The organism is Vogesella indigofera (assembly GCF_003633895.1).
GTDB classification, from domain to species: Bacteria; Pseudomonadota; Gammaproteobacteria; order Burkholderiales; family Chromobacteriaceae; genus Vogesella; species Vogesella indigofera.
This window is the reverse complement of record NZ_RBID01000002.1, coordinates 1-15,411: the sequence shown is the minus strand read 5'-3', so window position 1 is coordinate 15,411 and position 15,411 is coordinate 1. Positions and strand designations below refer to the sequence as shown.

Genomic DNA, 15,411 nt, shown 5'->3' with positions numbered 1-15,411 from the left:
TCATGGCTAATGTTGCCGAAGCCCGTGGCATTCTGAATAGCTCGGACATCCTGTTTTCTGCCGAAGAGGTCAATGCCGCGGTCGACCGCATGGCCGCCGACATCACCGCCGAGCTGGGGGAAAGCTACCCGCTGGTGTTGTCGGTGATGGGCGGTGCGGTGGTGTTCACCGGCCAGCTGCTGCCACGCCTGATCTTCCCGCTCGATTTCGACTACGTGCACGTGTCCCGCTACGGCGACAAGACCCAGGGCGGCGAGCTGGTGTGGAAAACCGCACCGAAGGAAGACGTGCGCGACCGCGTGGTGCTGGTGCTGGACGACATCCTGGACGAAGGCCACACCATGGCGGCGATCCGCGACAAGGTGCTGGCGATGGGTGCCAAGGCCTTCTACAGCGGCGTGTTCGCCAACAAGCTGATCAGCAAGGACAAGCCGATCAAGGCCGACTTCGTCGGCATCGACGTGCCGGATCGTTACGTGTTCGGCTACGGCATGGACGTGCGCGGCGCCTGGCGCAACCTGCCGGCCATCCACGCGCTGAAGTAAGCCTGGCGATACACCCCGGCCAGCCCGCAACCGTAAATGTTGCGGGCTTTTTTCATGCCTGCGGATTAGAATTCGGCACAGAGCAGCCATAACAAGGAGAACGTCATGCTCGCCATCATCGGAGGCAGTAGCCTCGCCAAATTGCCCATTCTCGAAGTAACCCATCGCCAGGTTGTGCGTACCCCGTATGGCGACCCGTCCTGCGCGCTGACCTTCGGCCGCATCGGCATGCAGAACGTGGTGTTCATTGCCCGCCACGGCTACGGCAACTCCATCGCCCCGCACGAGATCAACTACCGCGCCAATATCTGGGCCTTGCACAGTGTCGGCGTTAAGGGCGTGATTGCCATCGGCAGCGTCGGCGGCATTCGCCCGGACATGGTGCCGGGCAGCCTGGTGATTCCCGACAATATTGTCGACTACAGCTGGGGCCGCAAGCACACCTTCTTCGAGGGACCGGAAAAGCCGGTAGTGCACGTCGACTTCACCTGGCCGTTTGACCGCGAGCTACGCGCCCGTCTGGTGCAGACCGGTCGCGAGGCCGGCTTGAGTGTGATCGACGGCGCGGTCTATGCCTGCACCCAGGGGCCGAGGCTGGAAAGCGCGGCGGAAATCCGCCGTGTCGAGCAGGACGGCGCCGACATGGTCGGCATGACCGGTATGCCGGAGGCGGCATTGGCGCGCGAACTGGCGCTGCCTTACGCCAATCTCAGCCTGGTGGTGAACTGGGCGGCCGGCAAGGGCAACAGTAGCGAGACGGTTGCCCTGCCGGAGACGGTGTTCGAGCACGGGGTTAGCAAGATCCTGGCCGTGCTGACGCAACTGGCAAAATGAGCAACCACCGGCATTCAGGAAAGAGACGATGGCCGAAACCCAATTGAAAAGCATGATCGCCCCTGCGTATCTGGCGCAGTTTTCCTGTCTTGGTCCGGCGTGCCCCGACACCTGCTGTTATGGCTGGCGAGTACCTGTCGAGCATGAGGCATACCTTCGACTGAAGAACCTTCCCGATAAAGAGCTAAAACCGCTGCTAAAGAAAGCGTTGCATCGCGGTTCCGGCAAGAGCGGCAGCAGGGATTTCGGTTTTCTATCGATTAGTCACGCGGAGCATGCGCGTTGTGAGTTGTTGGGGGAGGATGGCCTGTGTCAGCTTCACAAAAAGTGTGGCGAACAGATATTGCCCGATGTCTGTGCTACCTATCCCCGTGCCACCAAGTCGGTTGCTGGCGTGCTGGAGCAGTTTGCATCGCCGTCCTGCCCGGAAATCGCGCGTCTGATCATTGAAAACGAGCACGCCTTGCAGCTGCAGCAGCTGCAACTGCCTGTCCGTGCCAGCACGATTGCCAGTATCCCGGCGGCGATTGCCAGCCCGGAAATGGAGCAGGTGCGGGCATTCTTCCTGGCCATTCTGGCGGCTGCGGAAGTGCCGTTATGGCAAAGGCTGGCCTTGCAACTGCTGATCGCGGAGTCATTGCAGCAGACGGTGGACCAGTTCGATGCCACTTCCGGGGCGGTATTGCTGGATGACATCACGGCGCTGCTACTCGACTGGCAACAACAGCTTCAGAACGGGCAGGCGCTTGCCGCACTGCAAGGCTGGCAGCGCCACGAACAGTTGCACATCAAAACGTTGGCCGCAGCCAGCCGGGTGCGGGCCGATCTGCACTTCAATCGTCCGCGTTACCTGGAGCTGATTACCGAGGCCTTGCAAGCGCTGGGGGCGGGGCAGCCGGAGGCAGAGGTAGATGAGGCGGTACTGTGCCGCACCTTCGCCGCGACGGCGCTGTCTGCCGAGGTGGAGCAATGGCTGGGCCGTATCCTGCTCAATCATGCCCATACCGGCTACTTTCCGCTGCAAGGGCAGGTCGTGCAGGATGTGCAGCAGCTGTGCATGGAGTACCTGCTATTGCGTTTCTGGCTGGTGGGCCTGACCGCAGCAAGGCAGCGTCAGCTTGCGGCCAAGGAGGTCATTGAGCTGGTGTACCTGTTTTATAGAACCAGCATTCATCAGGAAAACTACCTGCCTTCCTGCATGGCTGGCTTCCAGCAGGCGGGTCTGGTGAAACCGGAGCACTGGCTGCTATTGCTGCCTGATTAAAAATTTTCACCGGATGGCTAAAGCTTTCCGGTGAGGATCCGATAAAGCTAGGGAAGGCGGTAGCAGCGGCACGGGGCCGGCTGGTACAACGCCCAGATTGATGATTCCAAGGAGCAACCATGCTGACCATCAACACTAACGTGGCTTCGCTGAACTCGCAGCGTAATATGTCCGGTTCCCAAAGCGCCTTGTCCACCTCGCTGCAGCGCCTGTCGTCCGGTCTGCGCATCAACAGCGCCAAAGACGATGCCGCCGGTCTGGCCATCTCCGAGCGCATGGGCGGTCAGGTTCGCGGTATGGATCAGGCTCGTCGCAACGCCAACGATGGCGTGTCGATGGCGCAGACTGCTGAAGGCGCACTGTCTTCCGCTGGTAACATCCTGCAGCGTGTTCGTGAACTGGCGGTACAGTCGTCCAACTCCAGCAACTCGGCTTCCGACCGTCAGGCTTTGCAGTCCGAAGTGACCCAGCTGACCTCCGAACTGGACCGTATTTCCCAGACTACCGAATTCAACGGCCAGAAGCTGCTGGATGGTTCGTCCGGCACCCTGACCTTCCAGGTCGGCGCCAACGCCAACCAGACCATCCAGGCAACCGGTTCCAACTTCCGCACCAGCAACTACGGCAACAACAACGTCACTGTGGCGGGTACTGCTAGTAAGAACGCGACCAACGTGGTTGCAGCTAAAGACATTACCGTTGCCGGTTCGTTGGGCTCGGCCAAGTACACTACTGTGGCAACCGACAGCGCCAAGACCATTGCGGCCAACGTTAACAAGCTGACCTCGCAGACTGGTGTTACTGCCTCCGCCAAAACCGAGTCGAACCTGACCTTGGCCGCCAGCGGCACGTTTGCGGTGAACATTACTTCCGACAACGCTACTGCGGTGACCGTTTCGTTCCGTACCGGCGCATCGGTGAGTAGCGCCGATGACTACTCCGAAGCGATCAATGCCATCAACGCCGCCAGCGGCAAAACCGGTGTGACTGCAGAGTTTGATTCGTCGCTGGGCGGTATCAAACTGACCAACGCTACCGGTTCGGATATCCAGCTTGCCAACCAGGCAGGTTCTGGCAACATCACAATGGCGACTTACAACAACACTGGCACTACACCGGCGCTGGTTGCTGCTCCGGGTGCTACTGCTGCTGGTGCCACCACCATCGCCAACGGTACCGTGGTGTTCGACTCTGACAAGAGCTTCTCGGTGACTGACGCTGGTTCCGGCCTGGTGCTGGGTGGTTCGTCGACCCTGAAGACCGTGGCTTCGTTGGACGTGACTTCGTTCGCCAACTCGCAGAATGCGATCAAGATCGTTGACTCCGCATTGCAAGCGATCAACGGCCAGCGTGCCCAGTTCGGTGCCTTGCAGTCCCGCTTCGAGAACACCATCTCCAACCTGCAGTCTTCGTCGGAGAACCTGAGTGCCTCGCGTAGCCGTATTCAGGATACCGACTTTGCCGCAGAAACAGCTAAACTGAGCCGTAATCAGGTGCTGCAACAGGCTGGTACCGCCATGCTGGCGCAGGCCAACCAGTTGCCACAGCAAGTACTGTCGCTGCTGCGTTAATCAAGGTGGGTGAGGGCATGGCCCTCCTGTAACCCAGCGTGCCTGGCGTGGCCCCCACGCCAGGCTTTTCGTCTTGGAGGTGTACTATGTCGTCATTATCACCACTGTTGCCGGTTGCCACACCTGTTACCACCGCCTTGTCTGACAGTGGAGGTCGCTCTGCGCCGTTGCCAGCTCAGCAAGCCAGCGCCCCGACGGTGCCGGTTTCTGCTGGTGCGGTGCAAGCGCTGTCCAGTGCCGCTGCCGGTGGTCAGGGCAAGAACGTGCTGGACAAGGAAGAGCTGGCGCAGGCTACGGAAAAGATCAGCAAGCTGGTCGCCACCTTTGCCAGCGAGCTGAACTTCTCCATCGATGAAGATCTGGGCGTGCCGATTGTGAAGGTGATCGACAAGCAGACCGACAAGGTGATCCGCCAGATCCCGACCGAAGAAGTGCTGGAACTGTCCAAGAACCTGGACAAGTTGGTCGGTGTTTTGTATCAGAGCAAGGCGTAATTTTGGTAGCAGCAAGCGTAGTGCCGACAGGCCCTACGACTGAATAATGGCGGGAGAAATATCATGGCATTGAGTTCGAGCGGTCTTGGTTCCGGGATGGATATTGACAGCCTGGTTTCCAAGCTGATGAATATTGAAACCCGCCCATTATTGAAGCTGCAGCAGAAGCAGCAGGTTTTTGAAAGCAAGATCTCGGCGGTCGGCCAGGTCAAGAATGGCCTGGCGTCGTTCCAGGCCGCGCTGAAGGCACTGCAGGATCCGGCAAAATACCAGACGCTGTCGTCGACTTCCTCTGACAAGGATGTGGCCGAGATCAGTGCCGGCGCCAAGGCACCAGTGGGTGGTTTCAGCCTGAAGGTGGAAACGCTGGCCGCAGCACAGAAGCTGTCGTCGAGTATTTTCACCAGCAGCAAGACCGCCATCAATGGCGCGGCCGAGGAAACTCTCAGTTTTTCCTTTGGCACCACCTCCGGCGCCACCTTCACCCCGCTGTCCGGTTCGACCCAGAAGGATGTCAAGATCCCGGCCAATGCCACTCTTGAGCAGGTACGGGATGCGGTCAACAAGGCCAATATCGGTGTCAGCGCCAGTATCGTCAATGACGGTAGCGGTTACCGGCTGATCTACTCCTCCGGCAAGACCGGTACCGAGAGCACGCTGAAAGTAACGGCTGCTGGTGGCGCCACTTCGCCGCTGGCGAACCTGACTCATGATCCGGCGGGCACGACCATGACGGTGTTGCAGCCGGCCAAGGATGCCGTTTTTTACGTCGATGGCCTGAAAATCACCAAGCAGTCCAACACCGTCACCGACGCCATCGATGGCGTGACACTGACGCTGAAGAAAGAGCAGGAAGCGGGTGATGCAGCGCTGAAGATGAATGTCAGCCGCGATACTGCTGGCATCAAGAAAACACTGGAAGACTTTGTAAAGTCGTACAACGACTTTACCAAGGTGTTGAAGGAGACGACGGCGGCGACGCCCGGTACCGCGCCCGGCGAGGCCGGCTCCTCGTCACCGTTGAGCGGTGTGACGGCGATTCGCGGTATTGAAACGCAATTGCGTGCCGCTTTTGGCGCCGCCACCAAGAATAGCGGTAGCTACCAGGTTGCCAGCCAGCTGGGGCTGGCTTTTGCCAAGGATGGCAGCCTGAGCCTGGATTCGAGCAAGCTGAGCAAGGCGATCGAAGCCTCGCCTGATGATGTGGCCAAGTTTTTTGCCACCGGTGCCCAGATCGATGGCAAGGGCATGTCCTATGTGTCGAGTACCGCCAAGACCGTGGCTGGTAGCTACGAAGTCTCCGTCAGTGCCTTGACCAACGGTTACAATCAGGCTGGTAGCGTGCCGACGCTGCCGGTCTCCGGCACCAACGCGTTTTCGGTCATGATCGACAATACCACTGTCAACGCCCAGGTTACCGGTACCTATAACAGTGCCACCGAATTAGCCAAGGCGCTGGAAACCGCCATCAATGGAGATGCCGGCCTGACTGCCGCCAAAGGAAAGGTTTCAGTCAGTGTCGATGAAGATAGCGGCAAATTGCTGATTTCTTCGGTCAAGACCGGGGCTGACTCCAAGGTCAACGTGCTGAGTGGTCTGGATTTTGCCGGTTTTGCCGCCGCTAGCGGTGTCGCCGGCTCTGCGAGTGTGGCCGGTACCATCGGTGGTTACGCGGCACGTGGTGACGGTAGCAAGCTGATCGGGGCGATCGGCACCCCGGTGGAAGGCCTGACCATCGACATCAGCGGTGGTACCATCGGTGACCGAGGCTCGCTGACCTACACGCAGGGTTTCTCCTTCAATCTGGACAAGACGCTGGAGGGGATGCTCAGTACCAATGGCACACTGGACTCGTTTAACAAGGGCCTGAACGCGTCGCTGAAAGACTTGCAGAAACAGCAGGACACCATGGCCAAGCGCCTGGAGACAACCGAGGCCCGCTACAAGGCCCAGTTCAATGCGATGGACCGCCTGCTGGCGCAACTGAACGCCAGCAGCTCGTTCCTGACCCAGCAAATCAGCAGCATGCAAAAGAGTTCCTGAACTGGATAACATCGATTAAGGCTTCATCATGGCACTTTCTAGGCATATGCAGGCCGCTTACGGTCGCTCCGCACTTGAGACCGAGGTATTGGTAGCGACCCCTCATAAACTGGTGCTCATGTTGCTGGATGGTGCACTGCAGGCGATCCGGCGCGCAAAGATCGCGATGGAAGCCGGGCAGGTTGCGGACAAGGGTATGCTGATCGGCAAGGCGATCTCGATCGTGGACGAGGGGCTGCGCCTGGCGCTCGATCACGAAAAAGGCGGCGACATTGCCAGCAACCTTGACCAGCTCTACGAATACTGCACCCGCCAGTTGTTTCAGGCCAACATCAGCAACGATCCCGCGTTGCTGGACCAGGTGTGTGCACTGTTGAATGAAATCCGCGATGCCTGGGTACAGATCGGGGTGCCGGCCAACGCGCAGGGCAGTGCGCCGGGTGACGCAGGAAAAGTCTATGGCGCAGCCTGAGCTGGCGGAAGACTGGCGCGCCTGGCTGTCACTGGCGCAAGAGCTGTCAGCTGCGGTCGAGGCCCTGGACTGGGAGCGGGCGGTCGTGCTGGCCGAGCAACTGGTGGCGGCACAGGCGACGCTGTCGCCATTGTCGGCGCTTTCTGCCGCCGCTCGTGACGGGGTATTGGCCGAGCTGCTCGGCGCGCAGCGTTTGCTGCAAGCCCTGACTCAGCAGGTCACTGCCAGCAAAGGCCAGTTACAGCCGGAACTGGCGCTGCTGAAGACGCGGCAAAACCTGCTTTCTACCTATAAAGACAGCCTCTAGCCGGCACTGTTTTTCGGTGTGGAGCGGGGCTTTTGCCATTGCGGCCAACCTGCAAACGACGCTGTTATCCTGCCGATTGCGTGCCATAGTAAAAGCAGTGTTGCCGTGCCGCACCGTGTTGTCGGGATGGCCCGCGGCGAGTCGGCATCGCTGCCGCTCGTTGCTCTGCCTGCGTCAAAGCGCATCAGGACGGCCACCTTCGCCTGAGCCGAGGTGGTGTCCGTGTTACCGGAGTCGTGATCATGACCATTTATCTGGTGTTGCTGATTGGCCTGATGATCGCGCAGGCCGTCGCAGTCTTCTATCTGTGGCAACGGCTGTTGCGCATTGAGTCCGAGCGCGCGGTCGAGGCGGTCAGCCATGAGCAGCTGCAGAAGCAGCTGGCGGCCGCACAGCGCAATATCCAGGACATTGCGCTGATGGCACAGCAGAAAGTGGTCGAACACGAGCCGCGCCAGCAGTTGCCGGCCGCCAGCAGCGAGGGCATCAGCCCCTACAATCAGGCGGTGGAAATGTTCAAGCGCGGCCTGGGCAGTGCCGATGTTGCCGAGCGCTGCGGCATTTCCCGTAGCGAGGCCGAGCTGATCCTGTCGCTGTACCGCAATAGTCCCACTCCATGATTTCCCTGCCCCCGATTCTTGCGCCGGGCAAACAGTCGACCGGCGCGGCCGAAGCGTCGACGATTGTTGCCAATCGTCCCGGTCGCGAGACGTCGCGCAGCCCGGTCGAGGTTGCCTCGTCGCCCGCGCGCTTGCCGGCATTGCAGTCCGGCGAGACCGTCACCGCCCACATCACCGAACGCCTGCCAGATGGCAAGCTGGCCGCCTCCATCAAGGGCGAGGCCTTCGTGCTAAGCCTGCCCAAGGGCATGACCGCCGATGGCAATGCGCTGTCGCTGCGCGTGACCGCCGGGCCGCCGCTGTCGTTCAATCTGCTGGACGTGCTGCAGGACCCGGCGACGGCGCTGCGCAGCAGCGAGCTGGCGCGGGCGGTTTCGGCGGCACTGCAGGACGACAACAGCACCGCGTTGCAGACCCTGTCCCAGCCGGGGCGGCTGCCCGATCTCGCCCGTGGCGAGGTGGTCACCGGCCGGCTGGCAGAGCGCCTGGCGGACGGCAGTGCGATGGTGCTGATCAAGAATGCGGTATTCAACCTGAAGGCGCCGGCGGACGGTCTGCTGACCAAGGAGCCGATGCTGTTGCGGGTGGGGGCGAGCTCGCCACTGTTGCAGTTCGACCTGCTGCGTCTGAATGCGCTGCCGGACGAAAAATCGGTGCCGGTGGCCTTTACCTCGGGCGGGCGCTACCTGAACGGCTTGCTGGATGCGGCAACGCAGTCGGCGGCGCGCGGCAGCCTGACCCTGCTGTCCGATCCGGCGGCGCCGGGTGCCGGCGAGCAGCTGCGGCAGTCGGTGGAAAAAAGCGGCGTCTTTTACGAGTCGCACCAGCGGGCGTGGGTCGATGGCCGCCTTTCGCTGGAAGAGCTGAAGCTGGAGCCGCAGGCCAAGCTGCTGCACGAGGGTCGGGCCGGGCTGTCGCCGGAACTGGGGCAGCTGGTGCAGAAGCAGCTGGAGGTGCACGAGCAGAAAGTGCTGGTGTTCCAGGGGCAGGCATGGCCGGGACAGGCGGTGGACTGGGAAATCCAGCGCGAGGAAGTCGCCGAGCGCGAAGCGGATGGCGAGCTGGAGCTGCCGGTGTGGCAAACGCGGCTGAATCTGGAGCTGCCGGCACTGGGCGGCGTCGGGGCGCGGCTGCGCATGGTGGGCAAGCAGGTGCAGGTGGTGTTCGATGCCGATGATGGGCAGACCGCACAGCTGATCGAGCAGTATCGCAGCCGTCTTGGCTCGGCACTGGAAGGCGCCGGTCTGGCGCTGGCCAGCCTGCTGGTCAAGCACGAGGCCGGCGATGAAGCCTGAGCATCGCCGTTCGGCGGTCGCGCTGCGCTACAGCGAGGACAGCGCGGCGCCAAAAGTGGTGGCCAAGGGCTATGGCCGCATGGCCGAGCGCATCATCGAGCAGGCGAAGGAAGCCGGCGTCTTCGTGCACGACTCGCCGGAGCTGGTCAACCTGCTGATGCAGGTGGACATGGACAATCACATCCCGCCGGAGCTGTATCGTGCGGTCGCCGAGATCCTCGCCTTCCTGTATTTCCTCGAACACCAGGCTACCGGCAAGGACATGAATTTCGAACAGTGGCTGGCACAGCGCCAGCCGCCTCCATCCTGAGTCGGCGAGTGGCCGGCTTGCATTTTTCTGCTTAGGAACATGATGAAAGTTGCGTATATCGGTCTGGGGATCATGGGGCGCCCGTGCGTGGAAAACCTGCTCAAGGCCGGACATGAAGTCTGGGTCTGGGCTCGGCGGCGCGAGAGCGCCGAACCGCTGCTGGCGCAGGGCGCCCATTGGGCGGACTGCCCGCAGGCGCTGGCGGCCAACGTCGAGGTGCTGGTGACCAATGTCTCCGATACCGCCGACGTCGAGGCCGTGCTGCTGGGCGAGAACGGCGTGGTGCACGGTGCGCGGCCGGGGCTGGTGTGTGTCGACATGAGCACCATTTCCCCGATCGGCGCGCGCGAGATCGCCGCCAAACTGGCTGCCAGCGGCATCGACTTCCTCGATTGTCCGGTGTCCGGTGGTGAAGTCGGCGCCATCAACGGCACGCTGACCATCATGGTCGGCGGCAAGGCGACGGCGCTGGCCACCGCGCGGCCGGTACTGCAGGCGATGGGCAAGACCATCACCCATATCGGCGACAGCGGGGCCGGGCAGGTGGCCAAGGCCTGCAACCAGATCGCAGTCGGCGTCGGCGTGGCGGCGGTGGCGGAAGTGATGAAGCTGGCCAAGGCTTGCGGTGTAGACCCGGCGCCGGTGCGCGAGGCGCTGCTGGGCGGCTTTGCCAGCAGCCGGGTGCTGGACGTGCACGGTCAGCGCATGATCGACGACAACTACGCGCCGGGCTTCAAGGCCAAGCTGCACCAGAAGGACATGGGCATCGTGCTGGACACCGCGGCGTCGCTGGGCATCAAGCTGCCAGAGGCCGCGCGTGTTGCCGGCCTGATCGACCAGCTGGTGGCCAATGGCGAGGGCGAGCTGGATTCCTCCGCCATCGCACGGCTGATCTGGCAGGACAACGACTGAGCCGCGCTAAAAAATTGCGGCCAACCTTGCTGCAAGGTTGGCCGCAATGACGTCAGCGTTTCAGTGGTTAACGTTTACTCGACGTTCTGGATCTGCTCGCGCATCTGCTCGATCAGTACCTTCAGCTCCACCGAGGCCTGCGTGGTTTCAGTGGCGACCGACTTGGAGCCGAGGGTGTTGGCTTCGCGGTTGAGCTCCTGCATCAGGAAGTCCAGCCGCTTGCCGACCTGGCCGCCGGTCTTCAGGATGCGGCGGATCTCGCTGAGGTGGGTGCTCAGGCGCTCCAGCTCCTCGTCGACGTCGATCTTCTGCGCAAACAGCGCGAATTCCTGCTTGATGCGGTCGTCGTCGACATTGCCCAGCGCCTCCTGCAGCCGTGCCGACAGCTTGGCACGATAGGCGTCCAGGATCAGCGGCAGGCGCGGCTTGATGTCGCTGATGATCTGCGCCATCGACTCCAGCCGGTCGCGCAGCACCTGCGCCAGTTTTTCACCTTCGCGGCCGCGGGTGGCGCGGAAGTCTTCCAGCACCACCTTCAGGCCGTCGAGGCACAGCTGTTGCAGCACTTCCGGCGGCAGCGGATTGGATTTCAGCACCCCCGGCCAGCGCAACAGCTCGCCCATGCCCAGCTCGCGCATTTGCGGCGCGATGGCCTTGACCTGGTTGCTGATCGCCAGCAGGCGCTGCACCATGTCCGGGTTCAGTTCCAGCTGCTGGTTGTCGTTGTCGTTCTGGCTGATGCCGACGCGGCATTCCACCTTGCCGCGGGTGACGCGGCCGGCGATCAGCTCGCGCATTTGCGCCTCGATCACGCGCAGCTCTTCCGGCAGCCGCATCTGCACATCGAGGTAGCGGTGGTTCACCGCGCGCAGTTCAATGGATAATAGGCCGCCCGGGAAGTCGCGGGTGGCGGAGGCAAAGCCTGTCATACTCAGGATCATGGGAGCTCCGGCTGTCATGGTTTTCAGGAAGACATGCCCCGAATAGCTAGGGTTCCGATTCAGGGGCCGCTACACTATAACAATGCACATGACGCAATCCAAGCAAAGCGCACTGCCCGCCGGCTTCCGGCTGGATGACTACACCATCGTCCGCGAGCTCAGCTCCGGCGGTTTCAGTCAGGTCTACCTGGCGCTGGATCACTACGACCGCAAGTTCGCGATCAAGGAATACCTGCCGCTGGACATGACCAGCCGCCAGCCCGGCGGCGAGGTCACCATCATCGACGAGCTGGACCGCGAGGCGTTCCGCGTCGGCCTGAAGTGCTTCTTCGAGGAGGCGCGGGTGCTGGCCGGCATCCAGCATCCCAATATCGTGCGGGTGGTGAACTTCTTCCGGGCCAACAACACGGTGTACATGGTGATGGAGTACACCGAGGGCCGGCCACTGAGCAAGGAGCTGACGCTGGCCGCCGGCCGCCTGCCGGAGGCGCGGCTGCGCAAGCTGTTTGCCGAGCTGATCGGCGGCCTGCGCGAGGTGCACCAGCAGCAGTTGCTGCATCTCGACATCAAGCCGGCCAACATCTACCTGCGCCGCAACGGCTCGCCGGTGCTGCTCGATTTCGGTGCCGCGCGCCAGGCCTTGCGGCGGCCGGGGCAGGTGCTGACCGCGATGTTCACCCCCGGCTATGCCGCACCGGAACAGTACGACGCCAAGGCCAAGCTCGGGCCGAGGACCGATATCTACGGCCTTGGTGCCAGCCTGTACGCGATGTTGGGCGGTGGCCGCCTGCCGTCGGCGGACGAGCGCCTGCGCAGCGATACGCTGCAACCGGCCAGCAAGCTGTTCGCACGCCACTATTCGCCGCAGTTGCTGGCGCTGGTCGATGCCTGCCTGCAGCTGGAGCCGCAGCGGCGGCCGGATAGCCTGGCGCAGATGCAGCAGAGTCTGCTGGCCCATGACTATGTCACGCCGCAGCCGCCGCGCTCGCTGTGGCAGAAGGCCGGCGCCTGGCTGACGGGGAGCAAACGATGAAGTTTGCGCTGGCAGTCGATTCCCGCATCGGCGGACGCGGCAATAACGAAGACCGGCTGGCGGTGACCTGTTCCAGCGAGTGCGTGTTGCTGGTGGTGGCCGACGGCATGGGCGGCCATATCGACGGCGAAGTGGCGGCACGGATCGCCACCGAGGTGCTGGTGCAGCAGTTCCGCTGCCAGGCCACGCCGCGGTTGCTGCAGCCGGGCGACTTCCTGCGCTGGGCGCTGGGCGAGGCGCACCAAGCCATCATCGACCACGCCATCGCCCACCACCTGCGCGAGATCCCCAGCACCACGGTGGTGGTGGCCATCGTGCAGGACGACTCCGTGTATTGCGCCTACGCCGGCGATTCGCGGCTGTATCTGCTGGAGCAGGGCGCGGTGCGCTTTCGCAGCCGCGACCACTCCCACGTGCAGCGCCTGATCGACAGCGGCCAGCTGACCGAGGCCGAGGCCGCGGTGCACCCGGCGCGCAACCGCATCTACAACTGCCTGGGTGCGATGGGCGAGCCGGAAGTCAGCGTTCTCCATCCGCTGCCGCTGCAGGCCGGCAGCAGCGTGCTGCTGTGCAGTGACGGGCTGTGGAGCATGGTGCCGGACGCGGAGCTGGCGCGCGTGTTCCACGGGCGGGTGGCGCCGGCGGTGCTGCCGGCGCTGATGACGGTGGCGGAAAAACGCGGCGGCGAGCGCGGCGACAACCTGTCGGCGGTGGCGTTCACCCTGCTGCCGGCGGATGCGGCGCTGGACGGCCGCAGCGGCTACATCGACAGCGGCACGCTGACCGGCTTCCTGCCCGATGACGCGATCCCCGGCCTGCTGATGGAGCATGAACTGGCCGCCGAACTGCTGCCCCGGCAGCCGCACTGAGCGGCAAGCCGCCGCGCGCGGCAGGGCGATCGGGTAGAATCACGCTGTTATTCCTACCCGAGAGCCGCGCCATGCGTTCATCCCAACGACTTGCCGACGCGCTGCGCAGCGTCCGCATTACCCGCAATTACACCCGCCACGCCGAAGGATCGGTACTGATCGAGTTTGGCGACACCAAGGTGATCTGCACCGCCAGCGTCGACGAGACGGTGCCCGGCTTCCTGAAGGGCAAGGGCCAGGGCTGGGTCACCGCCGAATACGGCATGCTGCCGCGTTCGACCCACAGTCGCATGCGCCGCGAGGCCGCCAGCGGCAAGCAATCCGGCCGCACCCAGGAAATCCAGCGCCTGATCGGGCGCAGCCTGCGCGCGGTGGTGGACCTGACCAAGCTTGGCGAACGCCAGATCCAGATCGACTGCGACGTGATCCAGGCCGACGGTGGCACCCGCACCGCCAGCATCACCGGTGCCTACATCGCGCTGGCCGATGCCATCAACGGCCTGCTGGCCGCCGGCAAGCTCAGCGAGAACCCGCTGCGCCAGCACGTGGCGGCGATTTCGGTCGGCATCGTCGACGGCGTGCCGCTGCTGGATCTCGACTATGAGGAAGACTCCGGCTGCGAAACCGACATGAACGTGGTGATGACCGGCGACGGCCACTTTGTCGAGGTGCAGGGCACTGCGGAAGGGGTACCGTTCAGCCGCGCGGAAATGGATGCCTTGCTGCAACTGGCGGAAAAGGGCATCGCCGAGCTGGTTGCGCTGCAGCGCGAGGCGCTGGCGAAGTAACCGGCGCGAAAGCGATCGTGCCATCCGCTGCGATGGCGCCATAAACAAACAGGGTTGGCCGCATGCGGCCAACCCTGTTTGCCTTGATGCTGCCGTGTGTGTGGGCACGGCGGATAGGCTTTGTTGCACAAATCCGTGCTTGCCAAGGCTTGGTAAGCTAGCTGCATAACCAAGCCCGCTCCGAAACAATACCGAACGACCAACTGGAAAGCCTACAACCAAGCTCTGATCCTGCGTGGCTCTTTGTCCATCTGGCTGGACACAAACATGGCATGGCAGGCAAAACCGCGGGGGAAGCGTGGTCGAGCGCAGACCTACAGCGATGCGGCCATTCAATTCTGTTTGACCATCAAGAATGTGCTCGGGCTGGCGTTGCGGCAGACCATCGGTTTCATTCAAAGCCTGCTCAAGCTGGCGGGCCTGGGCTGGGGCGTCCCGGACTACAGCACCTTGTCTCGGCGTCAGCAAACACTGCAAGTCAGCATTCCCTATCAAAAGTGTTCAGGCGCGTTGCATCTGCTGGTCGATAACACGGGCATCAAAATGCTGGGCGAAGCTGAGTGGAAAACCAAGAAACACGGCGCGGAATATCGCCGGCAATGGCGCAAGGTGCATCTGAGCATCGACGCGGAAACCCTGCAAATCCATGCTATTGAGGTAACGGACAATCGCCAGAGCTATGCGCAAATGTTGCCTTCGCTATTGGCGCAAATCCCGTCCAATGAACCGATAGCCTGCGTGAGCGGCGATGGTGCTTTTGATACCAAGGCGTGTCATGAGGCGATTGCAGCGCGGGGGTGCAATGGGGTGAATCCCGACGCGCAAGAATGCTCGGCCGTGGAAAGGAAGCTCACTGGGCGTGCAGGCCTGGAACGAGATTCTCCGGGCCACTAAGCGACGAGGTAGGGCGATCTGGAAGCGCTGGAGTGGCTACCATCGCCGTAGCTTGGTCGAAACTAAGATGCATTGCTTCAAACTGCTGTGATCTGCCCCCGCCAGCCATACCAGCGATAAGGAAAGAAGTCCTAGGTTTGCATGGTAGTGGTACTGCTTGATAGTTCGGTGGCCCGCTGCTGGCGGTAGCGTGCCGCAAACACTGCTGGCGGTATCCGG

16 protein-coding genes and 1 pseudogene are annotated in these 15,411 nt (G+C 62.5%); 16 read left to right on the top strand and 1 reads right to left on the bottom strand.

The features are described from left to right. Positions 1 to 2 precede the first annotated feature (2 nt). From C8E02_RS00865 to C8E02_RS00810, 12 genes are all read left to right on the top strand, one after another. Positions 3 to 545, top strand: a complete 543-nt coding sequence (locus C8E02_RS00865) for a hypoxanthine-guanine phosphoribosyltransferase (RefSeq protein WP_047968308.1) — start codon at positions 3 to 5, stop codon at positions 543 to 545. Between the two features lie 105 nt (positions 546 to 650). Beyond that, positions 651 to 1,379, top strand: coding sequence for an S-methyl-5'-thioinosine phosphorylase (locus tag C8E02_RS00860; RefSeq protein WP_047968307.1), 729 nt, complete (start codon positions 651 to 653; stop codon positions 1,377 to 1,379). Between the two features lie 28 nt (positions 1,380 to 1,407). Beyond that, positions 1,408 to 2,643 carry a flagellin lysine-N-methylase gene (fliB, locus tag C8E02_RS00855; protein WP_147424403.1) on the top strand — a complete coding sequence of 412 codons (1,236 nt, stop codon included), beginning with the start codon at positions 1,408 to 1,410 and terminating at the stop codon, positions 2,641 to 2,643. Positions 2,644 to 2,762: 119 nt separating this feature from the next. Continuing rightward, positions 2,763 to 4,214, top strand: a complete 1,452-nt coding sequence (locus tag C8E02_RS17710; RefSeq protein ID WP_120809289.1) for a flagellin N-terminal helical domain-containing protein — start codon at positions 2,763 to 2,765, stop codon at positions 4,212 to 4,214. A gap of 167 nt (positions 4,215 to 4,381) precedes the next feature. Beyond that, the gene (locus C8E02_RS00845; protein ID WP_170152072.1) at positions 4,382 to 4,708 is read left to right on the top strand and encodes a flagellar protein FlaG; all 327 of its coding nucleotides are present in this window, start codon (positions 4,382 to 4,384) and stop codon (positions 4,706 to 4,708) included. 63 nt (positions 4,709 to 4,771) lie between these two features. Then, the gene (gene fliD, locus C8E02_RS00840; RefSeq protein ID WP_120809287.1) at positions 4,772 to 6,751 is read left to right on the top strand and encodes a flagellar filament capping protein FliD; all 1,980 of its coding nucleotides are present in this window, start codon (positions 4,772 to 4,774) and stop codon (positions 6,749 to 6,751) included. Between the two features lie 28 nt (positions 6,752 to 6,779). Next, positions 6,780 to 7,223: a flagellar export chaperone FliS gene (gene fliS / locus C8E02_RS00835; protein WP_120809286.1), complete on the top strand. Its 444-nt coding sequence runs from the start codon at positions 6,780 to 6,782 to the stop codon at positions 7,221 to 7,223. Beyond that, a complete protein-coding gene (locus tag C8E02_RS00830) occupies positions 7,210 to 7,530 on the top strand; it encodes a hypothetical protein (protein WP_120809285.1) in 321 nt (106 codons plus the stop codon). Before fliS ends, C8E02_RS00830 begins: the two co-directional genes overlap by 14 nt. Positions 7,531 to 7,772: 242 nt before the next feature. Then, a complete protein-coding gene (locus C8E02_RS00825) occupies positions 7,773 to 8,150 on the top strand; it encodes a DUF2802 domain-containing protein (RefSeq protein ID WP_120809284.1) in 378 nt (125 codons plus the stop codon). Next, on the top strand, positions 8,147 to 9,445 hold the full coding sequence (gene fliK, locus C8E02_RS00820; protein ID WP_120809283.1) for a flagellar hook-length control protein FliK: 1,299 nt from the start codon (positions 8,147 to 8,149) through the stop codon (positions 9,443 to 9,445). Before C8E02_RS00825 ends, fliK begins: the two co-directional genes overlap by 4 nt. Then, positions 9,435 to 9,755, top strand: a complete 321-nt coding sequence (locus tag C8E02_RS00815) for an EscU/YscU/HrcU family type III secretion system export apparatus switch protein (RefSeq protein ID WP_120809282.1) — start codon at positions 9,435 to 9,437, stop codon at positions 9,753 to 9,755. Before fliK ends, C8E02_RS00815 begins: the two co-directional genes overlap by 11 nt. A 39-nt stretch (positions 9,756 to 9,794) precedes the next feature. Next, complete coding sequence (locus tag C8E02_RS00810) at positions 9,795 to 10,667, top strand: NAD(P)-dependent oxidoreductase (RefSeq protein ID WP_245961027.1); 873 nt, start codon at positions 9,795 to 9,797, stop codon at positions 10,665 to 10,667. 74 nt (positions 10,668 to 10,741) lie between these two features. Here C8E02_RS00810 and C8E02_RS00805 read toward each other — a convergent pair whose 3' ends face one another. Beyond that, on the bottom strand, positions 10,742 to 11,608 hold the full coding sequence (locus C8E02_RS00805; RefSeq protein ID WP_120809281.1) for a YicC/YloC family endoribonuclease: 867 nt from the start codon (positions 11,606 to 11,608) through the stop codon (positions 10,742 to 10,744). A gap of 88 nt (positions 11,609 to 11,696) precedes the next feature. On the opposite strand from C8E02_RS00805, the gene C8E02_RS00800 reads away from it, so the two are divergent. The 4 genes and pseudogenes from C8E02_RS00800 to C8E02_RS00785 all read left to right on the top strand — a co-directional run. After that, positions 11,697 to 12,641, top strand: a complete 945-nt coding sequence (locus C8E02_RS00800; RefSeq protein WP_211329128.1) for a serine/threonine-protein kinase — start codon at positions 11,697 to 11,699, stop codon at positions 12,639 to 12,641. Continuing rightward, positions 12,638 to 13,510 (top strand): PP2C family protein-serine/threonine phosphatase, encoded by an 873-nt coding sequence (locus C8E02_RS00795; protein WP_120809279.1) that lies wholly within the window; start codon positions 12,638 to 12,640, stop codon positions 13,508 to 13,510. Before C8E02_RS00800 ends, C8E02_RS00795 begins: the two co-directional genes overlap by 4 nt. Before the next feature lie 71 nt (positions 13,511 to 13,581). After that, positions 13,582 to 14,298 (top strand): ribonuclease PH, encoded by a 717-nt coding sequence (rph, locus tag C8E02_RS00790; RefSeq protein WP_120809278.1) that lies wholly within the window; start codon positions 13,582 to 13,584, stop codon positions 14,296 to 14,298. A gap of 165 nt (positions 14,299 to 14,463) precedes the next feature. Next, positions 14,464 to 15,280, top strand: a pseudogene (locus tag C8E02_RS00785) (IS5 family transposase); the annotation flags it as partial. Positions 15,281 to 15,411: the final 131 nt, after the last annotated feature.